This window comes from Streptomyces sp. SD15 (genome assembly GCF_054462255.1).
Window position 1 is genome coordinate 1 of record NZ_JBTLMO010000087.1, and the last position, 22,331, is coordinate 22,331.

Here is a 22,331-nt window from a genome sequence, read left to right on the forward strand (position 1 = left end):
GAGGTGGCGCTGGGCTCGTACTCACCGTGCAGAGGCATTGCGTGTGCTCCTGGTCGTTCTTCATGACACGGACCGTGAGGATCCTCGCGGTCCCGGTAAGGGAAAGACTCTTCATCAGAAGGCCTTCGGAGGCACCGGGGACGGGGGGTGCCGGGACGGGTCAGGCGGTGACTTCGGCCAGGGCGGCCCGGCCGGCGGTAAGGGCCGCGGCCTGGGCGGTGACCCGCGCCCCGAGGTGTTCGGCGGTGGCGATGTCAGCTTCGTGCACCGTCTCGATCCCACCGTCCTGGGGGGTCTGGGCGCCCGCACCGACCCAGAAGCCGAGCCGGTTGAGGTCGTTTTCGCTGGCCTGGAGGGCGTTCCAGCCCGGGGCCAGTCCCAGGCCCACCCAGATCATGCGGTGCTGGGCGGCGAAGGCGGCCAGGAAGTTCAGCGTGTTGAGCTTGTCCCCACTCTTGGAGGCGGAGTTGGTGAAGCCGGCGGCGATCTTGTCCGCCCAGGTGCCGTTGAGGTACCTGCCGCTGCTGGCCTCGGCGAACGCGTGGAAGCCCGCGGAGGCGCCGCCCATGTAGGTCGGCGACCCGAAGATCACCGCGTCCGCCGTGTCCAGCTGGTGCCACTGCTCGTCGGTGACGGTGTCCACCGCGAGGAGCGTCACGTGCGCGCCGGCCTTCTCGGCACCGCGCTGGACCGCCTCGGCGAGGACGGCGGTGTGTCCGTATCCGGAGTGGAAGGCAACAACTACGCGCGGCTGGGGGACAGCAACTTGGGACATCTGGGACTCCTTGGTATGTCGAATGAAGCGGGTTTCCGAGTGGTATCTAAAGTAGACCAAACCTCTTTTGGTGTCCAAATGTAAAAAGGAGTTTAGATGCCCGGCGGAGTGTGCGGGTGTGGTGTTGGGCGCGCTGCGGCGGGAACAGTCGCGTGCGCGGACCTCGGCGGAACCGGTCACGGAGGACCTGGATGGGGCCGGTCCGAGCCGCGACATTCGCCGGCTGGCGAGCAAGTGGCTGCTACTGCTGCTGCTGCGTGACGCCTGACCGTGCTGTCCCGGTGTTCGGCGCGGGGTGGGCGACCGCGTTCCGGCAGGGGTGGGGCCTGTGTTTCCTCGCTCGGGCGGGGGTGCAGCCGGGAGAATGTCGAGCGTGGCGAGCGAGTCACCAGTCGTTGTGGTCCAGGCGGACCACAATGACGTACCCTAGGGGGTATGGGGAGAAAGCGAGGCTTCGACGAGGCCGTTGTGCTGAACGTCGTACGCGACCGGTTCTGGACGACCGGATTCGCCGGCACGTCCACCTATGACCTCATGGAAGCGACCGGGCTGGGCAAGGGCAGCATCTACAAGGCGTTCGGCAACAAGCACGACCTGTACGTGCGTGTCTTCTCCGACTACTGCCAGGACCTCGTCGCCCAGGCCCGCGAGCAGCTGCAGGGCGGCCCGGAAGCGGTGCTTGCCTCGCCGGTGGCGCGACTCGAGCGCTACCTCGTCTCCCTCGCCAACGCCTTCGCCGGCGAGTCGCCCCACCGCGGATGCTTCCTCACCAAGGTCACCGCGGACCGCGCCGGTGAGGACGAGGAGGTGGCACAGACGGCCCGCCGCGCGTTCGACGACCTCGCCGGCGTCCTCGCGGCCGCGATCCGCGACGCCCAGGACGCAGGGGAAGTGGCCGACCATGTTGACTCCTCGGCTCTGGGGTATCTGCTGCTGAGCGTCATCCGGGGCATCGATTCCATTGCCAAGGCGGATGTCGACGCGGCGACGCTCGAGCAGGCGGCGCGATCCGCCGTGGCCCTGATTCCGAGAGCAGACCCACCTCGCTCGTGTGCTTGAGGCGGCGGCAGTTGGTCAGCCAGCCAGGACGCATGGAGATCCGCCGCCTCAAACCGGCCGCCTTCCGCCACCTCGACCAACCGATGCCGGCCAGGTCCTCCAAGTCGTGCGCCGGCACGGCGAGCTGGACACCGGCAACTCACCATCGAGCGCGTCTACCCGATCATTCAGTGCCGCCGGGAGAAGCCAACGGCGAGCAACTCGCCGCCTGGATCAGGAACCACTGGCACATCGAGAACCTGCTGCACCATGCCGAGACCGGGCCTTCCCGCGAGGGCGATGGCATCATCCGTACCGGGCACCTGCCCCGGACCATGGTGGGGGCCCGCTTCCAGCCGTAAGTCGCGGGTGAGGGGGTGCTGCCATCGCGGCTCGCATCCAACCTCGCCTTGCAGACCCCGTGCGCGCGTCTTGCTCAACCCAGGTCCGCGGCTGCCGGCACGAGCGCAGCTTTCCGGAGGCGGGGCCCGGCGGGTCCCACGGCCAGTAGGACGAAGCCCGGGACAGCCGGACCAGGGCAGGGGTTGCCAGAATGCGCCTCGGCCGGGTGGCCTCGGAAGCGAGGGAATCTGCCGAGGCGGGATGACTGGAGAGCCGTACCGGCTGACGGGTGTCAGCCGACCGTGAGCACCATCCGGAAGCGGGCCTTGCCGGCGAGCATCTTCTGGTAGGCCTCGTCCGCACGGTCCAGTGGCACAGTCTCGGTCATCGGCCGGATGCCGTGCAGCGCGCTGAACGCCATGGTGTCCTCCACGTCCTGCGAGGTGCCGGCCGGGTGGCCCCGGACGACGTAGGCGCCCATGAGCAGCTGGGCCGGGTTTATGCCCATCGGTGCGGTGTCCGCTCCGATGACCACGAGCTCCCCGCGGGGGGCGAGGCCGTCCACGGTGGCCGTGATGGCCTCGGAGTTGCCTGCGGTGGCCAGGACGACCTTGGCGCCGCCGAGGGACTGCAGGGCCTCGGCGACCGGGGTGCCGGAGGTGCTGTCGATGTAGTGATGGGCGCCCAGCTGTTTGGCGAAGTCGTCCTTCTCGGGGCCGCGGGCGATCGCCACGGTCTCGAAGCCCATCGCGACCGCGTACTGCACCCCGAGGTGGCCGAGGCCGCCGAGGCCGAGCACCGCGACCAGATCTCCGGGGCGGGCGGAGCTGCGCCGCAGCCCGTTGAAGACGGTCACGCCCGCGCAGGCCATCGGCCCCGCGTCGCTCGACGACACCGCGTCGGGGATCCGGGCCAGCGCGTCGACGGGCGCGATCACCTTCTCAGCGAATCCTCCGTCGTACGCCCACCCGGGTACCTTCAGGTTCCGGCAGACGATGAAGTCGCCCTCCCGGCAGGGCTTGCAGTGCCCGCAGCTGCCGCCGAACCAGCCGACCGCGACCCGGTCACCGACCTGCCATCCACGGTCCTGAACGCCTTCGCCCAGCTCCTCGATGTGCCCGGCAATCTCGTGCCCGGGTACCTCGGGGAACGACACGCCCGGTAGCCCGCCGCTCACGAAAGCCGCGTCAGTGTGGCAGACACCGCATGCCTCCACGGCGATCCTGACCTGGCCGGAACCCGGCTGTGGCACCTCTCGCTCGGCGAGTTCGAACGTGCCGTTCGGGGCGGTCACCTGCGCGACTCGATAGGTACTCATCTTCAGCGCTCCTCGGGGAAGTTGTCTCCGTACATCGGCAGGACGCTCAGGGATTGTTTTCGGGAGGCTTCCTCCTCGATCACATCCCAGTGCTCCGCCAGGATGCCGTCCTCCCGGAGGAAGTCGGCGGCGATCCACGGGGCGGGCTGCCCGTGCCCTGAGAAGCGCCCGCGCACCATGACCATGTCCCCTTCCGCCATGATCAGCTCGCATTCGTGCTTCAGCTCCGCCGGGAGGCTCTTGACCAGGTCGAAGAGCCCCTCCCGGCCGGGCGCGATGCGAGCGCTGTGCTGGATGTAGTCGGGGGACCAGAACTGCTCGGCAGCGGCGTAGTCCCGCTTGTTGAACAGAGCGTCGAAAGCTTCACGGACGATGGCCTTGTTCCTGTCTTCGACGGTGCTCATGGGGTAATCACCTTCTATCTGCCGCTTGCAGAAATGGGCGCAAGCACCCTGGAAGACTGGCCGGTCAAGCCGCGCACCGCTGACCGGGTGTCGCCTGAGTTTTGGGATTTACTCCGGTCGGTCGGGTATTCAGTCCTTGCCGAGGAGCTTCCTTGCGGTCTGCACGATCTCCTTGGTGTAGGCGTGCCCGCCGATGCCCCAGCCGCCTGGAACGGCCTCGGTCAGTGCCACCCAGGTGCGCTCTGCGAGGGAAGCGTCTCCGGCTGCCTTGGCGATGAGGGCGGAGATGTCTTTCACCAGTCCGAGTTGCTGTTCGCGGTTGAGTGCGCCCGCGTTGGTGGTCACGTGGACGCGCACGCTGTTGCTGCCGCCCCCGGCGGTGGAGAACGCCTCCGGCTCCAGTTCGTGGATGAAAGCGGCGGTGTTGTCGGTGAAGAAGGGAATCGCCGGCACCTTCTCCCATCTCATGATGGCCTCAGCGAGATCCTTGGCCAGGGCACGCTTATCACTGAAGGCCCCTTTCAGGGCATACACGTCGAGCATCGGCATGGCAGTGGTCCGAATCTGTGAAGAGGTGCCGTTGCCGTCGATCCTCGGCGGAGTCGCGACGATCAACGACGGTGTTCAGTGCCACGCCTCGTAATTTTCGGGACATCTGAGCCGCCACGGCCGACCTGTCTCACCTCGGTGTGCAGGGTCTTGGCTTTCACTTCTGGCGGGGCTGGGACCCTGCCGTGGTTGTCTGCTGGAAGGCCTGCCGGTAGGCGGAGGGTGTGGTGCCGAGGGCGTTGCGGAATCGAGCACGGAGGTTGGTGCTGGTTCCGAGGCCGCTTTGGGCGGCGATCTGTTCGATGCCGAGGTCGGTGACTTCCAAAAGTTCGCGGGCGTGGTTGATGCGTGCGGTGAGCAGCCACTGGTGCGGGGTGATGCCGGCTTCCTGGCGCCACATGCGGACCAGGGTGCGGGCGGAAACGCGAGCGTGCCGGGCAAGAACCTCTAGTGTGAGGGTTTCGTCGAGGTGACTCAGGGCCCAGTCGCGGGTGTCGGCGAGGGTGTGAGCGGTGGGTTCGGGCAGGGACTGGGCGATGTACTGGGCCTGGCCGCCGTCGCGGTGCGGTGCGGCGACCAGTTCGCGGGCGATGTCGTTGGCGACGGCAGCACCGAGGTCCTTGCGGACGATGTAGAGACACAGGTCGATGCCGGCGGTCACGCCCGCGGAGGTCAGCAGGGGATCGTCGTCGATGTAGAGGACGCTGCGGTCGACGCGGATCTGGGGGTAGAGCTTTTCGAGTTCGTCGGCGCTGGCCCAGTGCGTGGTCACCGTACGGCCGTTGAGCAGCCCGGCCGCGGCCAGTGCGAAGACGCCGGTGCAGATGGAGGCGATGCGGGCGCCCCGGCTGAAGGCAAGTTTCAGGGCCGCCGTGACCTCGGGTGCCGGTGGCCGCTGATATTCCCAGTAGCCGGGCACGATGATCGTGTCCGCCCGGGCCAGGGCCGGCAGCCCTGCTGTGCCTCCGACGGTGAACCCGGTGCTGGTTGTGACGCTGCCACGGGCTCCGCTGCACACCGTGAGCTCGTACGGCGTGTTGGGCCGCGCGTTGAAGATCTGCGTGGGGATGCCGAGATCGATGGGGAGTACGAGGGGCAGCACCAGGACCGCGACGCGATGAGGAGCCATGGCTCTAATGCTACGACCATAACTTTCTGGACAGGCTGAGCCCGGGTACCGCAGGAACGTCTGGCGGCCCATGGCAGGTGAATGCGTCGGCTGTGCGGAACTCAGACGGGAGGGTGACGGTGTGCCGGATCAGTTCAATGCCCCAGCAACCCGAGCAGCCGTATCGGCGCAGCAGTGGGGAAAGCCGCCAGCGTGATCGCAGCCAACGGCCGTGGTCACCGAAGAGCAGCGACGTGGCTCTGTTGGCCAGCGAGTGACCGTCCGTGGGCGTGTCTGGAAAATTGCGAAGGGTGGCATACGAGCTTGTGGTTGATCGAGAAAGGCCGGACGACGATCGAGTCATGAGCAGCATGGCCCAGCCGCCGGGGCTCACGCCGGCAGCAGCCGCAGCAGAGCGGCTTAGCACCGGCCCAGGTAAGGAACCCGACTGCCGTGACCACCTACACCCCGATCGGCCGGTACTTCAACGTGAAGAACGGGCGGATCTACGGCCACGTCCGCGAGGGCGACGGGCCGGCCCTGGTCTTCCTCCACTACTGGGGTGGCTCCCACCGCACCTGGCGACCGGTCATCGAGCGCCTCAGCGCCGCGCAGGCGTTCGTCTCGTACGACCACCGCGGCTGGGGTGAGTCCACCCAGGTTCCTGGCCCCTACGGCATCGAGCAGCTCGCCGACGACGCCGAGCGCGTCATAGACGAGCTCGGCCACGGCGAATACGTCGTGGTGGGCCACTCGATGGGCGGAAAGGTGGCCCAAGCGCTCGCCTCCCGCCGCCCCGCCGGACTGAAGGGCACGGTGCTCGTCGCACCCGCCCCGCCGGCTCCGATCGGTGTGACACACGAGTTCCAGGAGGCGCTGGCGCACGCCTACGACAACGACGAGACCATCGACCAAAGCATCGATCTCGTACTGACCCACGGCGAGCTGTCCGCCGAGGTGCGCCGGCAGGTGCACGAGGACAGTTCCCGGGCAGGCGAGGCGGCCCGCATGGCGTGGCCGCGACAGGCGCTGGTCGAGGACTTCACGGACAGGGTCGGCGCGATCGACGTTCCCGTCCTGGTGCTGGCCGGCAGCGACGACAAAGTGGACCCGCCGCAGATCCTGCGCGAACACCTGCTTCCTCTGATCACCACTGCCACCCTCACTGAACTCGACGGTACCGGCCACCTGTCACCACTGGAGGTGCCCGACCAGGTCGCCTCCCACATCAGCGCGTTCGTCGCCCGCCTGTAGTACCTCGTGGTCCTCGGCCGGGCGGCATCACCCACCCGGCGGGGTGCGAGCACGAGGCGGCAACCAGCCTCAAAGGAGATCACAATGACCGAGTTCGCGCCTATGCCTGATTTCGCTCAGGGTCCGGAAATCCCTGAGTCCGGTTTTGTTGTCACTGACCTGGGTGGCGGTGTCCATGGCGTCACCCAGGGGATGATCAACACCATGTTCCTGGTGACCAGGAAGGGTGTTGTCCTCGTGGACGCTCCTCCGGCCCTGGGTGACACGCTGCTGGCGGCCATCGGGGAGGTCACTGCGAAGCCGGTGACTCACCTCATCTACAGCCACGCGCACGCCGATCACATCGGGGCGGCTCACCTGCTGGACCAGCGCGGCCTGAAGATCATCTCTCATGAGCTCACCGGCGAGTTCATCAAGGAGGCGCATGACGACAGGCGGCCCCTGCCCACCGAGACCTTCAGCGGGAGGCGGAAGGAGCTGGACATCGACGGGGTGAGGTTCGTCCTCGATTACACGGGGGACTGGCATCAGGCGGGCAATCTGTTCATCCACCTCCCGGAACAGAAGACCATGGCGGCCATCGACAGCTTCACCGTCAAGAACGCGCCGTTCTTCCGCCTTGTCTTCTCCGCGCATGTGCCCGCGTACTTCGAGGCCATGGACCAGATGCTGGAGTACGACTTCGAGACCGTCGTGACCGGTCACATGTCCCAGTACGGCACTCCCGAGGACGTGCAGACGAATAGTGAGTACATTCGCGACCTGCGGACCTCTGCTGCCGAGGCGCTGCGGACGGTCGACCTGACAGAGGCCGCGGCCGCCGCCAAGGTGCCGGCGGGCAATCGGCAGGCGGAACTCAAGGTCTGGATGGACACGGTCGTCGCTCGCGCAGCAGAGCTGATGCCGCCCTGGGACAAGCGCCTCGGAGGGACCGACATCTTCCTCGCCGACAACCTCAACGCCGTCGCATGGAGCCTCTTCATCGACTGAAGGCCGGCTGTTCGGCGTTGGGCTGGTCGTCCCATGACTCGATCTCCGGGGGAAGGCGAGGTCGCGCGGGCATGCGCAGACCGCACCCCTGGCCCTGCCGTACACGGTCGAACAACGTTCGCCGCGGCCTGAGGCGCGAGAAGAAAGGACACCGCATGATGTCACCGACCAGGGCGGAACTGCTGGCACAGAGCATCGATCTGGTCTTGGGCGCCGTCAACGGCGCGCCAGTGGACCAGTATCAGAATCCGACCCCGTGTTCGGAGTTCACGGTGAAGGATCTCGTCAACCACATCGCCATGATGTTCCTTCTGGCAAGGGACTCGGGCACCCGGACGGCATCGGACCCCAGCCTGCTGACCGCCAACCCAGTGCCCTTCCTCGCCGGACGACCGGAGTCCGACTGGGCACTACTGCTGGCCGACGAAGCGGAGCCGACAGTAAAGGCCTGGTCTGACCCGGCGGCGTGGGCAGGGGAGGCGAGCCTCGGCGGACCGCCCATGGCCGCCACTGCGCTCGGCGGGATTCTCATCGCCGAATTCGCCATCCACGCATGGGACACGGCAGTAGCCACGGGCCGATCCTTGGGCAGAGCCCGTGGCTCTTTCGAGTCGGGCACACCCTGGGATCGCTGCCCCGCCGGACGCTGAACCGATCACCGCAGGTGAAGCACGATGCCAGTGGCGGGGACCGCGCGCATTTCAAGCACGCGGCGTGTATGTCAGGTAGACCGAGAGGCAGTCCATATGGTTACGCCCGAGCCAGAATCAGCTTTCCGCGGCCTCGCTAAGCCAATCGCCGCACCGTTGGAGACCCTCGCCAGCGGTCAGCCCCTGCGTCAAAGACGGAGGGGCTACTTCCACCGCGGCGTGGAGGCCTGGCGCCGATGCTCTCCGTGGCCCAGGGGACCGACGTTCCGGGCGTGACCGGGCAGCGGACGGGATCTTGTGATCGTCAGGTATGCGGCTGTGCGCTCTTTGCGGTGAGGCCGACGATGTCGGCGAGGTGGCGCCACTGGGCGCGTGGCAGGGCTTCGTGTGCCTCTCCGGCGATGATCTGCAGGGCCAGGTGGTCGGCGCCGGCGGTGTGGAACTCCGCCAGGCGGGTGCGGATCGCGTCGTCGGTGCCCCAGACGGCGAGGGCGTCGACCAGACGGTCGCTGCCGCCGCCGGTGAGGTCGTCGTCGGTGAAGCCCAGGCGCTCGAGGTTGACGGCGTAGTTGGGCAGTTGGAGGTAGTAATCGAGGAAGCCGCGTGCGATCTCGCGGGCCCTGGCGGGTTCGCTTTCCAGGACGACGGTGACTTCGGGAGCCAGGAGCGGTCCGTCGCCCAGGACGCTGCGGGCTTGCTCGATGTACTCAGGGGTGACCAGGTAGGGGTGGGCGCCGGCGGCCCGGTCGCGGGCAAGACGCAGCATCTTCGGTCCGAGCGCCGCCAGGATCCGGCGCTCAGCGGGGACGGGCGTGGCGGCGGCATCGAGGGCATCGAGGTACTCCACCATCGTGGAGTAGGGCCGCTGGTAGTTCTGGGCCAGCTGCGCGTGACTCGCGCCCAGGCCCAGGAGAAACCGGTCGGGGTGGGCACGCTCCAGCTCGGCCCGCTGCCGGGCTACCGTGTCGGCGGCCTCGTACCAGATGTTGAGGATTCCGGTGGCCAGCAGGATGCGTTCGGTCGACTCGGCCAGATGAGCCGCGTGGCGCACGCTGCTGCTGCCACCGAGCCAGACCGCGCCGAAACCGAGTTCCTCCAGTTCGGCCGCCGCGTCTCGCAACTGGTCTTGCTGTGTGGGGTCTTCGGAGCGCAGCTCGTGGCTGAAGATACCGAAGCGGCCTGCGGCGTGCTTCGGTGTCGTGGGGTGCGGGGTGTGCATCGTCTGCTCCTTGCGGGGAGGCCCAGCCTGCTCGTGCTGCGGTCCGATTCGTGTGCGAGTGACGCGTGTGCCGGTTGTGGGCGGGCGCGGACAGGGTGCTGGTGCGCCGCCTTGGGGGCGGGGGAGGGTCAGCGGGTAGTGAGGTATGCCTCCGGTGAACGCGGTGGGCGGGCCGGCGGGGGTGCGGCGGGATGGCCGACGGCTACGGCTCCCATCGGGTCCCATCCGGACGGTAGGTCCAGTGCCTCGCGGACGGTGTCGCGGCAGAACATGGTGGAGGAGACCCAGGCGGAGCCCAGGCCCTCTCCGGCGAGGGCGACGAGGAAGTTTTGAACTGCTGCACCCATGGCAACCACGAACATCTCCCGTTCGGCCGCCGCGCGGCGCGCATCGGGGTAGGTGTGCGAGCCGTCCATGACCAGGCAGGGCACCACCAGATACGGGGCATGTCGCAGTACGTCGCCGCGGCGGGTGCGTCGGGCGATCCGGGTCTCGTCCCAGCCGTCCAGGCCGGCAAGGTCGCGCTGCCAGGCGGCGAGCATGGCATCCAGCAGCCGGGTCTGTGTCTGTGGCGATTCCACCAGGACGAAGCGCCAGGGAGTGGTGTGGTGGGGAGCGGGAGCGGTGAGGGCTGCGGCGACAGCTCTGCGGATGGTTTTGGTGTCCACCGGCTCGCTGCTGAACTCGCGCACGGTGCGCCGCAGGGTCACCGCCTCACGGATCGCCTCGGAGGTGCCCAGGCGGAACATGTCCTCATCGGCCGAACGGATGAGGGGGCGGGTGCCTTCTCCGTCGCTGGCGATGACCAAATGGGCCAGGCCCCGGATCACGGCGACGGGAGTGCCACTGGCCTTGCCCTTGGCCAGGTCCGCGGCAGCGGCCAGCTCGTCGGCTGTCGCGGTCACCGTCAGCTCCAGCGTGTTGCCGTGTCCGTCCACGCGGCCTCGGTGATCCTCGAGCACCTGGATGCCGGCCGCGCCGATGGCGACATCGGTCAGTCCGTTGCGCCAGGGCCGTCCGAAGGTGTCGGTGATGATGACGGCCAGCCGCAGGCCGGTCATCTTCTGCAGCCGCTCGCGCAGGCCACGAGCGGAGGCGTCGGCATCTTCGGGCAGCAGCAGAACCGTGCCGGGCGGCGTGTTGGAGGCGTCCACCCCGGCAGCGGCCATGACCAGCCCCTGCCGGTTCTCCACGATCCGGGTCGCTCCCCGGCGAGCGACGACCCGGACGGTTTCCGCGTCGATGGCCGCTTCACGGTCGGCGGCGTGCATCAGGCGCCCCTCGGCCTTGCTGATCACCTTCGAGGTCACCAGCAGCACGTCGCCGTCGGCCAGGCTCACCCCGGTGGCCAGCAACAAGGAGGCAAGGTCGTCGCCCGCTGTCACTTCTGGCAGACCGTCAACCCCGAAAACCTGGTAGGCACTCATGCTCCGCGCACCTCCTTGGAGGCGCACCGGAACTGACCGGGACGGTCAGTTCCGGTGCGCCGTGCCGTGCCCGGATGGGGAGGACGCTTCCGCACCCGCCGGGGTGCTCCAGCTGGCGAGCAGTCGGAGCGTCTCCGCGGAGGCGGAGCCGGGTTCGGCGGTGTAGAGGCAGATGGTCTGGTCGGGATCGGCGGGAAGGGCCAGCGTTTCGTAGGACAGCGTGAGCTCGCCGACCACGGGGTGATGGAGGCGCTGGGTGCCGTGGGCGCACTGGGTCACGCGGTGGCTGGCCCACCAGGTGTGGAACTCGGGCACCTTGATGGACAGTTCCCCGACCAGTTCGTTCAGCTGGGGGTCGTCGGGGTGGCGGCCGGCCGCCAGGCGCAGGCTGGCGACGAACGTCTCGGCGGCCTTCTCCCAGTCCGTGTACAGATCACGGGCGGCGGGGTGGAGCAGGACGAAGCGGGCGAGGTTGCGCTCGCGGTAGGGGAGCGCGTCGAAGTCGGTGATCAGGGCGTGAGCGAGGTGGTTGGCCGCCAGGACGTCGCTGCGGTGGTTGATGACGAGGGCCGGAGAGACGTTGTCCAGGACGTCCAGCATGCGGTGGACCGCCGGCCGCACCCGCGGCACGCGGGCCGGTCGGTGCCGGCCGGGACCGGGTGTCTTGGGCCGGGCGAGCTCGAAGAGGTAGCCGCGTTCGGTGTCGTCCAGCCGCAGAGCGCGCGCCACGGCCTCCAGCACCGTCTCCGAGACGTGGGGGTGGCGGCCCTGTTCGAGGCGGGCGTAGTAGTCCGTACTCACCCCGGCCAGGTGTGCGACCTCCTCGCGGCGCAGCCCCGGCACCCGGCGCGCGCCGCCGCTGAAGCCCACCCCCGCATCCTCGGGGCGCAGACGGGCCCGCCGCGACCGCAGAAAGTCACCCAGTTCACCGTTCTGATCCATGTGTCCAGTGTTACCCCGCAGCGCTCTGACGGGTGCGGTGAAGGTGGACCACCTGGACCTAGGTTCAGCAAGGCGCGCGCGGGGGGTCCGCAAGGGCCGGGAGGGCGCGAGGCTGGAGGTGAACCGGGATGGCAGCGCCGCCTCACCGGCGATGTACGGCTTGAAGCGGAGCCCTCACCTGCGTGCAGTGACCGTAGGGAGCGGAGCGGAAGCCGTTCGACCATCTTACGGAGCAGCTGGATCATGCCATTCGTCATCTATGTCCTGGGGCTGGGCATCTTCGCTCAGGGCACCTCGGAGTTCATGCTCTCCGGGGTGCTGCCCTCCGTCGCCCTCGATCTCGACGTCCCCCTCTCCTCCGCCGGGCTGCTGGTGTCCGCCTTCGCCGTCGGCATGTTCACCGGAGCGCCCCTGCTGGGCCTGGCCACCCTGAAGATGCCGCGCCGTGCCGCGCTGATCGGCTTCCAGCTCGTCTTCATCGCCGCCCATGTCGCCGCCGCACTCGTCCCGAACTTCGGGTTCCTGCTGGTCATGCGCGTGGTATCGGCCATGGCGTATGCCGGGTTCTGGGCCGTGGCCTCGGTCGCGGCCATCTCGCTCGTGGACGCCGCCAAGCGCGGCCGGGCCATATCGGTGGTCGTCTCAGGGCTGAGCGTAGCCACCATCATCGGCGTCCCGGCCGGCACTCTGCTGGCCCAGCACGCCGGATGGCAGGCGGCCTTCTGGGCCGTGGCCGCGCTCACCGCGCTCTCCGCGGTCGCACTGCTGGTCGTCCTGCCCGGCGGCCGTGACACCACGGCGGCACAGCCCCGCCTGGGCACGGAGCTGCGCTCGCTGAGGGTGCCGCGGCTGTGGGTCGCCTACGCCACCACCGCACTGTCCGTAGCCGCCAACTTCGCGATCTTCGCCTACCTCGGCGCCCTCCTCGAGGACGTCACCGGCATCAGCGACGGTCTGATACCCCTCGTGCTGGGACTCTACGGAGCCGGCGCGCTGGCCGGCCTGACCGTCGGAGGACGCAACGCCGACCGCGCCCCCTTCACCGTCCTGCTCGCCGGCATGGGCTCCTTCGCCGTGGTCGCGGTCGTACTCGCCGTCACCGCGAGCAGCGCATGGGCGGCGATCCCGCTCGTGGTGCTGCTGGGCGCGGCCGAATTCTCCGTCACCCCCGCAGTCAACGCCAGGGTGTTCTCCATCCTGGGCGAGACCAGAACGCTGGGCGGCGCCGTGAACATCGCCGCCTTCAACATCGGCATCGCCGCCGCCCCCATCGTCTCCGGTCTCGTCATCGACACCGGACTCGGACTGGCGGGCACCGCCTGGATCGGCGCAGCCTTCGCGGTGACCGCCATGGGCAGCACGCTGCTGGACCGCCACCTCACCCGGCGCCACCAGGTCCAGACGGTCACGCCGGGAGCCGGACTGCTCACGGCCATCCCCGACCTGCAGCAGGCCACTGCCGCCACCCACTGACACCCCACACAGCCCGCCGGCATCTGCTTGACCCGGCGACGAGGAGTCTTCCATTCGCCCAGGTCCGAAGGGCGGTGCGGCCGTCCAGGCCGGCGCGCAGCTGTCCGGCAGGACCGGCAGTGTGGGCCAAGGCGCGTTGTGGAACCACCCCCTCGCGGCTCGCCACACCGACCGACCCGGCGGACTCCATCACGCACTGGAACTCTGAAGAAACCCTGAGATCAGGAGCCCTGATGTCCCAAGACGTCATTCCGCAGCCGCGCGTCGCCATCGCCTTCCACTCCGGATACGGCCACACTGCCGTCCTTGCCGAGGCGGTACGGCGCAGCGCCGAGAAGGCTGGTGCGCACGTCGCGTTCATCCCGGTGGACGCCACCACCGATGAACAGTGGAGCGAACTCGACGCCGCCGACGCCGTGATCTTCGGAACGCCCACCTACATGGGTGGTGCGTCCGCCGGCTTCCACAAGTTCGCAGAGGCCACCAGCCGTCGGTATCTCGACGGCGCATGGGCCGACAAGATTGCCGCCGGCTTCACCAACTCGGCCTCGAAGAGCGGCGACAAGTCGAACACGCTGGCCTTCCTCGCCGCCTTCGCGGCGCAGCACCGCATGATCTGGGTGACCCTGGGCCTGGCCCCCGGCTGGAACGCCCTGAACGCCGGCGAGCACGACCTCAACCGGCTCGGCTTCTGGATCGGCGCGGCCGCCTCGACCCCGCAGGATGGTGGAACCGACACGGTCCACAGCTCGGACATCGCCACGGCCGAACATCTCGGGGCACGCGTCGCGGAGCAGACCGCAGCCTTTGTCGCGGGCCGCGCCACTCTGGCAGGTCCGGCCGCCGCCTGAACGACCACCGGACTGGTCAGGCAACCACACGGCAGTCAGCGGCCGTGCGGGCCTGACATCCCATCACCGTGATCGAGGACCTCACTGCCGCGGGCCCTGAGGCCTGTGACCGAACAGGGCCCTCGATCATTCCACTCACTGTCACACCAATGCACCCGTCTGTCGGACGGGTGGCACGGAAAGGAAATCACTGATGACCGCATTCAAGCCCATGCCCGAGTTCGCCCTGGGTCCGGACATCCCGGAGTCCGGGTTCGTCGTGACCGATCTGGGCGGCGGCGCCTATGGCGTCACTCAGGGCATGGTCAACACGATGTTCGTGGAGACCAAGAACGGTGTCGTCCTGGTGGACGCTCCTCCGGCCCTGGGGGGCGACAATCTGCTGGCGGCGATCGAGTCGGTCACCCCGAAGCCGCTCACACACCTGATCTACAGCCACTCGCACGCCGACCACATCGGTGCGGCTCACCAGCTCAACCGGGACGGTCTGCAGATCATCGGCCACGAGCTGACCGGCCGGTTCATCGAGGAGGCGCGCGACGACCGCCGTCCCCTGCCGAACGTGACCTTCAGCGGTCCGCACAAGGCGCTGGACATCGACGGGACCCGGTTCACCCTGGACTACACGGGCGACTGGCACCAGGCGGGCAACCTGTTCATCCACGTCCCGGAACTGAGGACCATGGCGGCGATCGACAGCTTCTCCGTCAAGAACCCGCCGTTCTTCCGCCTCGTCTTCTCCGCCCACGTGCCCGCGTACTTCGAGGCCATGGACCAGCTGCTGGAGTACGACTTCGACACCGTCGTGAGCGGTCACATGTCCCTGTACGGCACGCCCGAGGACGTGGCGACGAACCGTGACTACATCAACGACCTGCGCAAGTCCGCGGCCGAGGCGATGCGGACGGTCGACCTGAAGGAGGCCGCGGCCGCCGTCAAGGTGCCGGCGAACAACAAGCAGGCCGAACTGAAGGTCTGGATGGACGCGGTCGTCGCCCGCGCCGCCGAGCTGATGCCGAACTATGACAAGCGCCTGGGAGGGACCGACATCTTCCTCGCCGACAACCTCAACGCCGTCGCATGGAGCCTCTTCCTCGACTGAGACGAGCGCCCTGCGCGGTGAGGGAACGTGGTGTCCGTAGCGGCACAGGGCCGCAGCAGGTCTGAGGCCGGGTCGTTGCCGGGGCGTGGCGGGGACTGGGCCTGGACGGCCAGGAGATCTCCGGCTCGATCACCCGCCTTCGGCCCCGGCGTCCGCCCGACCCGGTTCCCTTGCGGGCCATGGGCTTCAGCCGACCGGGGGCAGTCGGTGCGCGTCCGACAGGACGCGCACCGGGAAACCGGCTTGCCCGGTCCACAGGGCGCGGAACTGTGTGTTCGCCCCTTCTTGGCCCTCACGTCGGGCGGACTCGGACGCCCCGGACTACGGAATCAGCGGCTTGGCGGTCGCCCACAAGCCGTTTGGGCGAAGCGCCATACACAGCCCAATGTGCGATCACCACATACAACATCGTCCAAATACAACATCGTTCAACAGACCATCAAATCAGGACCGTTCGCCCCGGCTTGGGGCAAGAGAAGGAGGGAACGCCGTATGACGCAATCGACCAGGGTGGACCTGTTGGCGCAGAGCATCGATCTGGCCCTTGACGTGGTCAGCGGTGTGTCGGTGGACCAGTACCAGGATCCGACCCCGTGTTCGGAATTCACGGTGCGAGGCCTCGTGAATCACATCGCCATGATGCTCTTGCTGACGAGGGACGCGGGCACCCGGGCGGCACCGGATGCCAGCCTGCTGACTGCCGACGCGATGCCTTTTCTCGCCGGACGACCGGAGTCCGACTGGGCTGGGCTGATCGCTGAAAAGGCGGAGCCGGCAGTGAGGGCCTGGTCCGCGCCCGCGGCGTGGGAAGGGGAGGCGACCGTCGGCGGACCGCCCATGGCCGCTACCGCGCTCGGCGGGATCCTCATCGCCGAATTCGCCATCCATGCCTGGGACATGGCTGTAGCCACCGGTCAGCCCATCGACATCCCCGCGCCCTTGGCCAGTGCCGCGTTCGACACCTATACGCGTGAGGCACCTCGCATGCGCGGCCTGGGCCTTCTCGGCGACGAGGTGCCGCAAGAGGCCGATGCGCCCCTGTTTGACCGCGCGCTGGGCCTGACCGGCCGGGACCCCCGTTGGAGTCGACCCACGCGATAGTTCTGCAACCGCATCCGGTGTGACCAGCAAGACTGATTGCCGGTGCGGTGGTGTGGGGAGTGCCATGCATCAGGTGTGACTCACGTAGGAGTCACACCTGATGGCACATGCTGAGGCCGTGTTGCTTCTCACGCATTGGTGGTCAGGCTGGGGAATCCGGTCCGGCTGCTCAGGTACTGGTGCGCGGCATCGAGTATGTCCCGGCAGGGGGCGGCATCGTCGCTGGCTCGGGCGAGGAGGACGGCGCCGACGAGTGTGGACAGTTCGGCGAGCGCGGTACCCCTGTCCGTGTCAGTGTCGTTCAAGGGCTCGTTGAGCTGCTGAAAACCTTCGACGAGGTCGTGCAGGCCGGCGGTGAAGGCAGTGCGTACAGGGGTGCCGGGCTCGGCGCGCGCGGCGTCGGCGACGAGAGCGGCGGCGGCGCAGCCTTGGGCGGGGTTGTCGCGGTGCAGCTCGGAGAGGTAGGTCGCAAGGAACGCGGTCCGGGCCGACCGGTCGGCCGAGTGTGTGCCGGTGGACGGGGGCTGGTCGGCGAGTTGGCCCATAGCCCGGCGGCGTCCGGCGAACGCCGCCGTGAGCGCTGGGGCGATCAGGTCGTCCTTCGAGGAGAAGTGGCGGTAGAAGCCGCCGTGGGTCAGCCCGGCAGCGGCCATTGCCTGGGGGACGCTGACCCGGTCGGCACCCTTTTCGCGGATCAGCCCCCGCAGCGCCCCGACGGGTTCGGTAAAGGTGGACCACCTGGACCTAGGGTCAGCAAGGCGCGCGCACGGGGTCCGCCAGGGCCGGGAGGGCGCGAGGCTGGAGGTGAACCGGGATGGCAGCGCCGCCTCACCGGCGATGTACGGCTTGAAGCGGAACCTGCACCTTCACCGGCATCAGCGAGGGCCTGATACCCCTCGTGCTGGGACTTTACGGAGTCGGCGCGCTGGCCGGCCTGACCGTCGGAGGACGCAACGCCGACCGCGCCCCCTTCACCGTCCTGCTCGTCGGCATGGGCTTGTTCGCCGTGGTCGCGGTCGTGCTCGCCGTCACGGCGAGCAGCGCACGGGCGGCGATCCCGCTCCACTCCATTGACTTGCCTGAACACATGATGTGCGGGTTCTGGGGCGCGGCGGGCGGCGGGTGGGGGTGTATGTGTGTGCCGCCTACACGTCGGTGACACGAAGCCCGGCGTGGGCCTTGTAGCGGCGGTTGACGGAAATGAGGTTGGCCACCAGAGCCTCGACCTGATGGGCGTTGCGGAGCTTGCCGGCATAGATCCCGCGCATGCCCGGGATGCGGGCGGCCAGGGCCTGCACGGTGTCGGTGTCGGCGCGGCTGTTGCCGAGGACCAGGACATCGGTGTCGATCACCTCGATCTGAGGGTCGGTCAGCAGGACTGCTGACAGGTGGTGGAAGGCGGCCGTCACCCGGGAGTCCGGAAGGATCGCGGCGGCCTGCTCTGCTGCGCTGCCTTCTGCAGGGCGGATGGCGTATGCCCCTTGGGCATCGAAGCCGAGTGGGTTGACCGAGTCGATGACGAGCTTGCCCGCGAGTTCCTCGCGTAGTGCTTCCAAGGTGGTTGCATGCCCCTCCCAGGGCACGGTGACGATCACGATGTCACCGCGTCGGGCCGCCTGGACATTGTCAAGGCCGGTGATCCCCAGGGCGAGCTCAGCGGCCGCGGTCTGGGCACGTTCCGCCGTGCGCGAGCCGATGATCACAGGCTGGCCGGCACGGGCGAGCCGGTAGGCAAGGCCCCGTCCCTGTGGCCCGGTGCCACCCAGGATGGCGACAGTCCGGCCGGAGATGTCGGCGGTCTCGCGGTGCGGCTGCGCGGCCTGCGCCGCCGCCGTTGAGGGGATGTCAGTGCCCATGGCTGGAGATTCCTTCGGGGTGGGGGCTGGGAGTGTGGCGTGGGGAGGGGTGCGACACGGTCTGGGGGGCCGGTGCGAGGATGGCGCGGGTGTGCTGCCCCACGCCGAGTCGCAGGGCGAGCCGCAGGTCGTCAGGAGTGTCGACGTCGAGCTGGACGCTGGGCACATCCAGGCCGGTGATGTCGTGGGCTCCGCCCAGACGGTGGCGGTGGCGGGAGTGTCCTTCGAAGGACGGGCCGAGCCACTGTGGCCGTGCCGCGGCAAGCAGGGTCGTGCCCTGGCCTGTGTGGTCCGCGAGGAACGCCCGCGGGTGTGCGCCTGCCGCGGCCAGGACCTGGCCCAGTTCGGTGCTGCGTAGAGCGGGCAGGTCGGCGGTCAGTACCGCGATAGGGCCCCTCGCTCCCAGCACGTGTGCTTGAGCGGCTGCGGTGCGGATGGCCGCATTGAGTCCGGCCGGCGGGTGGTCGGGCACGGCCACGGCTCCGGTGGAGCGGGCCTCGGCGGCCGCTTGGTCGTCGCCCGTCACCACCAGGACCCGGCCAATGCCGGTGGTCTTGAGCACGGCCTGAAGAGTGTCCTGGAAGAAGGCGTGCGCCAGTTGCGTGCGGGAGGCGCCGCGCCAGGCGGCCAACCGGCTCTTGGCTTGAGGGAACGGTTTCACCGGCAGCACGATGGTCCAGATCGGTGACACGGTATTCACTCCGCCCCAGGAGCGGTCGCCGCATGCCGGGTGTGCGGCGTGGACGACGTGGCCTCGGCCAGAGGGAGCAGTTCGGGCAGGTGGCCGTCCGACACCCTGCCGGCGGCGAGACGCTCGTCCGTGACCTCCCCGTACAGGGTCGTGCGCTGCCGGGCAGGCCGACCCGCTGCCTCGGCGATGGCCTCAAGGTCGCGGATGGAGCGGTACGAGCCGTAACTGGAGCCGGCCATCCGGGAGATGGTCTCCTCCATGAGAGTGCCGCCCAGGTCGTTGGCGCCGGAACGCAGCATCTCGGCGGCGCCGTCGGTACCGAGCTTGACCCAGCTGGTCTGGATGTTGGAGATGTGCCCGTGCAGCAACAGCCGGGCCATTGCGGTCACGGCGCGGTTGTCCCGCATGGTGGGGCCCGGCCGAGCGACTCCTGCCAGGTAGATGGGTGCGTTGGTGTGGATGAAGGGCAGGGTCACGAACTCGGTGAAGCCGCCGGTCTCCTGCTGGATGCGGGCCAGGGTGCGCAGGTGGCCCAGCCAGTGGTGGGGCTGGTCCACATGCCCGTACATCATGGTCGAAGAGGAGCGAAGACCCAGTTCGTGGGCGGTCTTGACGACCTCGATCCAGGTGGCGGTGGGCAGCTTGCCCTTGGTCAGGATCCAGCGGACCTCGTCGTCGAGGATCTCAGCCGCGGTGCCCGGGATGCTGTCGAGCCCGGCGTCCTTGGCGGCGGCGAGCCACTCGCGAATGGACATGCCGGTGCGGGTGGCGCCGTTGACGACTTCCATCGGGGAGAAGGCGTGCATGTGCATGCCGGGCACGCGCTCCTTCACCGCCTTCGCGATGTCGAAGTAGGCAGTGCCGGGCAGGTCGGGGTGGATGCCGCCCTGCATGCACACCTCGGTCGCGCCGACCTCCCAGGCCTGCTCCGCGCGGTCGGCGACCTGCGACAGCGACAGGGTGTAGGCGTCGGCGTCGGTGCGGCGCTGCGCGAAGGCGCAGAAACGGCAGCCGGTGTAGCAGACGTTGGTGAAGTTGATGTTCCGGGTGACGACATAGGTCACCTCGTCGCCGACCGTGTCGCGGCGCACGTCGTCGGCGATGCGCGTGAGTGCGTCCAGCGCCGCTCCGTCGGCATGGAACAAGGCGAGCGCCTGATCGTCGGTCAGCTTCTGCGGGTCATCGGATGCCTGCAGCAGAGCGGCTCGGACATCACCGTCCAGGCGCTCGGGGACGCCGAGCGCGGCACTCTTCTCGCGAACGGCGTCCCAGTCACCGTAGGCGAAGTCGAAATCGCTGCGGCGGTCGGCGGTGCGGCCGGTGGTGTCGACGGTGCGGTGCAGATCGGTGCGGCCCGACGTGGTCAGCGGCGCGTCCGGTTCCTGCCAGGGCCGGCCCTCCACGAGGGTGTCCTCACGGGCCAGACCCGTCTCCGGGTCGGCCAGGGCATCGACGTGGGGCAGCAGCCGCGGGTCGAGCCAGGGCTCGCCCCGGCGGATGTACTCGGGGTAGATCGTCAGCCGCTCGTGCAGCCGGAAGCCCGCCTCGGCGGTACGCTGCGCCAGGTCGTCGATCTGAGGCCAGGGCCGTTCGGGATTGACGTGGTCCGGGGTGAGCGGCGAGACACCGCCCCAGTCGTCGATGCCGGCCTCCAGCATCAGCGCATACTCGGCGTCCACCAGATTGGGCGGTGCCTGGATACGGGCGGCAGGACCCAGGACCACCCGGGTAACCGCGATCGCAGCGGCAAGCTCGTCCAGCTCTGCGTCCGGCATGCCGCGCATCGCCGTGTCCGGCTTGGCGCGGAAGTTTTGGACGATCACCTCCTGGACGCCGTGGTACTCGCGGGCGACCTTCCGCAGGGCGAAGAGCGACTGCGCGCGCTCCTCGTAGGTCTCCCCGATCCCGATGAGGATCCCCGTGGTGAAGGGCACGTTGGAGCGGCCGGCGTCCTCCAGCACCCGCAGCCGTACGGCCGGGTCCTTGTCCGGGGAGCCGTAGTGCGGGCCACCGGGCTCGGACCACAGCCGCGTCGCCGTGGTCTCCAGCATCATGCCCATGGACGGCGCAACCGGCTTCAGCCGCTGCAGGTCGGTCCACGACATGACCCCCGGATTCAGGTGTGGCAGCAGCCCGGTCTCCTCCAGCACCCGGATCGCCATCGCCCGCACGTACGCGAGCGTGTCGTCGTAGCCGTGCGCGTCCAGCCACTCGCGGGCCTCGGGCCACCGATCCTCGGGTCGGTCACCAAGCGTGAACAGGGCCTCCTTGCAGCCCAGCTCCGCGCCACGGCGAGCGATCTCCAGCACCTCGTCCGGGGACAGGAACATCCCGTGCCCCGCCCGTCGTAGCTTGCCGGGGACAGTGGCGAAGGTGCAGTAGTGGCACTTGTCCCGGCACAGCCGGGTGATCGGGATGAAGACCTTCCGGGAGTACGTGATCACTCCGGGGCGGCCGGCAGCCTCCAGACCGGCGTCCCGGATCCGCCCTGCGGTGGAGGTGAGGTCGGCCAGGTCGTCCCCGCGTGCTTGCAGCAGCACCGCGGCTTCGTCGACATCGAGGGAGACGCCGCCCGCGGCCCGCTTCAGGGCCCGGCGCATGCTGCTTGCGGTCGGCCGGTTGGGTGCCGTTGCTTCGTGGGAACTGCTCATGGTGCTCAGGGACTTCCTGTGGGTCAGATGCCACTTGCGAGAAACCGGCAGAAGGCAGAAAAGGCACGCAGACGGTCTGGAGCGGAGGCTAGGGCCTGTCCGGCGGATCATGCCGGAGACGCGGGGTCCGGCACGCCGAGCTGCGGCGTTGTCGTCGGTTGCCGACTCCCCCAAGTTCTCGGCTTCGCTCGAACAGGGGGACCCTCATCGCGTCGACGCCCTCCTCCGCCTTGCAGCTCGACGCACCAGACCCCGCTCACCTGCGCCGACAAGGCACCGCCGCTTCCCTCCGACCTGATCCGCCGGACAGGCCCTAGCCAGATGCGGCATGGAGCCTCACTGATGAGTGCCGGCTCGAGTCCAAGACGTGGACCAGCTGCCGCTGCCTGCCGCACCGGCGCGGCTGCAGAGGCACCATCCGCCGGGATGCCGCCTCACGCCTGCGGGGCCGGGGACGGACCCGGGCGGTCATGGCGCCGGGTCCGGGTGGGAGCCGGTCAGTGTTCGTCGGTAACCGGTTCGAGGATGAAGAGCGGGATGTTGCGGTCGGTCCCGGCCCGGTATGTGACGAAGTCCGGGTAGGCGGCGTC

At 68.8% G+C, this 22,331-nt stretch carries 22 protein-coding genes; 10 read left to right on the forward strand and 12 right to left on the reverse strand.

The window, feature by feature from the left end; all coding sequences use genetic code 11:
• Positions 1 to 160 precede the first annotated feature (160 nt).
• Entirely contained in the window at positions 161 to 775 is a 615-nt protein-coding gene (locus ACX28W_RS41655; protein ID WP_459005325.1) for a flavodoxin family protein, read from the reverse strand.
• Between the two features lie 435 nt (positions 776 to 1,210).
• Here ACX28W_RS41655 and ACX28W_RS41660 point away from each other — a divergent pair, with 435 nt between their 5' ends.
• Together ACX28W_RS41660 and ACX28W_RS41665 are read left to right on the forward strand one after the other, a co-directional pair.
• Positions 1,211 to 1,834 (forward strand): TetR/AcrR family transcriptional regulator, encoded by a 624-nt coding sequence (locus ACX28W_RS41660; RefSeq protein ID WP_459005326.1) that lies wholly within the window; start codon positions 1,211 to 1,213, stop codon positions 1,832 to 1,834.
• Between the two features lie 170 nt (positions 1,835 to 2,004).
• Positions 2,005 to 2,175 (forward strand): hypothetical protein, encoded by a 171-nt coding sequence (locus ACX28W_RS41665; RefSeq protein WP_459005327.1) that lies wholly within the window; start codon positions 2,005 to 2,007, stop codon positions 2,173 to 2,175.
• A 272-nt stretch (positions 2,176 to 2,447) separates the two neighbouring features.
• Here the strand turns inward: ACX28W_RS41665 and ACX28W_RS41670 are convergent, their stop codons facing one another.
• The 4 genes from ACX28W_RS41670 to ACX28W_RS41685 all read right to left on the reverse strand — a co-directional run bounded on the left by ACX28W_RS41670 (position 2,448) and on the right by ACX28W_RS41685 (position 5,555).
• Positions 2,448 to 3,473, reverse strand: coding sequence for an alcohol dehydrogenase (locus ACX28W_RS41670; protein ID WP_459005328.1), 1,026 nt, complete (start codon positions 3,471 to 3,473; stop codon positions 2,448 to 2,450).
• Positions 3,474 to 3,475: 2 nt separating this feature from the next.
• Positions 3,476 to 3,877, reverse strand: a complete 402-nt coding sequence (locus ACX28W_RS41675; RefSeq protein WP_459005329.1) for a nuclear transport factor 2 family protein — start codon at positions 3,875 to 3,877, stop codon at positions 3,476 to 3,478.
• 129 nt (positions 3,878 to 4,006) lie between these two features.
• Entirely contained in the window at positions 4,007 to 4,426 is a 420-nt protein-coding gene (locus ACX28W_RS41680) for a tautomerase family protein (RefSeq protein ID WP_459005330.1), read from the reverse strand.
• Positions 4,427 to 4,583: 157 nt separating this feature from the next.
• On the reverse strand, positions 4,584 to 5,555 hold the full coding sequence (locus ACX28W_RS41685) for a GlxA family transcriptional regulator (RefSeq protein ID WP_459005331.1): 972 nt from the start codon (positions 5,553 to 5,555) through the stop codon (positions 4,584 to 4,586).
• A gap of 432 nt (positions 5,556 to 5,987) precedes the next feature.
• On the opposite strand from ACX28W_RS41685, the gene ACX28W_RS41690 reads away from it, so the two are divergent.
• The 3 genes from ACX28W_RS41690 to ACX28W_RS41700 all read left to right on the forward strand — a co-directional run bounded on the left by ACX28W_RS41690 (position 5,988) and on the right by ACX28W_RS41700 (position 8,428).
• Complete coding sequence (locus ACX28W_RS41690; RefSeq protein ID WP_459005332.1) at positions 5,988 to 6,788, forward strand: alpha/beta fold hydrolase; 801 nt, start codon at positions 5,988 to 5,990, stop codon at positions 6,786 to 6,788.
• Positions 6,789 to 6,872: 84 nt separating this feature from the next.
• Positions 6,873 to 7,778, forward strand: coding sequence for an MBL fold metallo-hydrolase (locus tag ACX28W_RS41695; RefSeq protein ID WP_459005333.1), 906 nt, complete (start codon positions 6,873 to 6,875; stop codon positions 7,776 to 7,778).
• Positions 7,779 to 7,933: 155 nt separating this feature from the next.
• Positions 7,934 to 8,428 carry a TIGR03086 family metal-binding protein gene (locus ACX28W_RS41700; RefSeq protein WP_459005334.1) on the forward strand — a complete coding sequence of 165 codons (495 nt, stop codon included), beginning with the start codon at positions 7,934 to 7,936 and terminating at the stop codon, positions 8,426 to 8,428.
• Between the two features lie 304 nt (positions 8,429 to 8,732).
• Here the strand turns inward: ACX28W_RS41700 and ACX28W_RS41705 are convergent, their stop codons facing one another.
• From ACX28W_RS41705 to ACX28W_RS41715, 3 genes are all read right to left on the reverse strand, one after another.
• A complete protein-coding gene (locus tag ACX28W_RS41705; RefSeq protein ID WP_459005335.1) occupies positions 8,733 to 9,647 on the reverse strand; it encodes an LLM class F420-dependent oxidoreductase in 915 nt (304 codons plus the stop codon).
• 128 nt (positions 9,648 to 9,775) lie between these two features.
• Positions 9,776 to 11,074 carry a coenzyme F420-0:L-glutamate ligase gene (locus ACX28W_RS41710; protein ID WP_459005336.1) on the reverse strand — a complete coding sequence of 433 codons (1,299 nt, stop codon included), beginning with the start codon at positions 11,072 to 11,074 and terminating at the stop codon, positions 9,776 to 9,778.
• Positions 11,075 to 11,119: 45 nt separating this feature from the next.
• Positions 11,120 to 12,016, reverse strand: a complete 897-nt coding sequence (locus ACX28W_RS41715; RefSeq protein WP_459005337.1) for a helix-turn-helix transcriptional regulator — start codon at positions 12,014 to 12,016, stop codon at positions 11,120 to 11,122.
• Between the two features lie 243 nt (positions 12,017 to 12,259).
• Between ACX28W_RS41715 and ACX28W_RS41720 the strand changes: the two genes are divergently transcribed.
• The 4 genes from ACX28W_RS41720 (at position 12,260) to ACX28W_RS41735 (ending at position 16,543) form a co-directional block, all read left to right on the forward strand.
• Positions 12,260 to 13,489, forward strand: a complete 1,230-nt coding sequence (locus ACX28W_RS41720; RefSeq protein WP_459005338.1) for a Cmx/CmrA family chloramphenicol efflux MFS transporter — start codon at positions 12,260 to 12,262, stop codon at positions 13,487 to 13,489.
• A gap of 233 nt (positions 13,490 to 13,722) precedes the next feature.
• Entirely contained in the window at positions 13,723 to 14,340 is a 618-nt protein-coding gene (locus tag ACX28W_RS41725; protein ID WP_459005339.1) for a flavodoxin family protein, read from the forward strand.
• Between the two features lie 193 nt (positions 14,341 to 14,533).
• Positions 14,534 to 15,442 carry an MBL fold metallo-hydrolase gene (locus ACX28W_RS41730; RefSeq protein ID WP_459005340.1) on the forward strand — a complete coding sequence of 303 codons (909 nt, stop codon included), beginning with the start codon at positions 14,534 to 14,536 and terminating at the stop codon, positions 15,440 to 15,442.
• A 492-nt stretch (positions 15,443 to 15,934) separates the two neighbouring features.
• A complete protein-coding gene (locus ACX28W_RS41735) occupies positions 15,935 to 16,543 on the forward strand; it encodes a TIGR03086 family metal-binding protein (protein WP_459005341.1) in 609 nt (202 codons plus the stop codon).
• A gap of 128 nt (positions 16,544 to 16,671) precedes the next feature.
• On the opposite strand, the gene ACX28W_RS41740 is transcribed toward ACX28W_RS41735, so the two are convergent.
• Positions 16,672 to 17,196, reverse strand: a complete 525-nt coding sequence (locus tag ACX28W_RS41740; protein ID WP_459005342.1) for a TetR/AcrR family transcriptional regulator — start codon at positions 17,194 to 17,196, stop codon at positions 16,672 to 16,674.
• A gap of 245 nt (positions 17,197 to 17,441) precedes the next feature.
• Here ACX28W_RS41740 and ACX28W_RS41745 point away from each other — a divergent pair, with 245 nt between their 5' ends.
• The gene (locus ACX28W_RS41745) at positions 17,442 to 17,702 is read left to right on the forward strand and encodes a hypothetical protein (RefSeq protein ID WP_459005343.1); all 261 of its coding nucleotides are present in this window, start codon (positions 17,442 to 17,444) and stop codon (positions 17,700 to 17,702) included.
• Here ACX28W_RS41745 and npdG read toward each other — a convergent pair.
• Genes npdG through ACX28W_RS41760 form a run of 3 tightly spaced genes read right to left on the reverse strand, consistent with a single transcriptional unit; the run spans position 17,689 to position 21,741 of the window.
• A complete protein-coding gene (gene npdG, locus ACX28W_RS41750) occupies positions 17,689 to 18,399 on the reverse strand; it encodes an NADPH-dependent F420 reductase (RefSeq protein ID WP_459005344.1) in 711 nt (236 codons plus the stop codon). The genes ACX28W_RS41745 and npdG overlap by 14 nt on opposite strands.
• Complete coding sequence (gene cofC, locus ACX28W_RS41755; RefSeq protein WP_459005345.1) at positions 18,389 to 19,090, reverse strand: 2-phospho-L-lactate guanylyltransferase; 702 nt, start codon at positions 19,088 to 19,090, stop codon at positions 18,389 to 18,391. The genes npdG and cofC overlap by 11 nt, the downstream gene beginning before the upstream one ends.
• A 5-nt stretch (positions 19,091 to 19,095) precedes the next feature.
• A complete protein-coding gene (locus ACX28W_RS41760) occupies positions 19,096 to 21,741 on the reverse strand; it encodes a bifunctional FO biosynthesis protein CofGH (RefSeq protein WP_459005346.1) in 2,646 nt (881 codons plus the stop codon).
• Between the last annotated feature and the right edge of the window lie 590 nt (positions 21,742 to 22,331).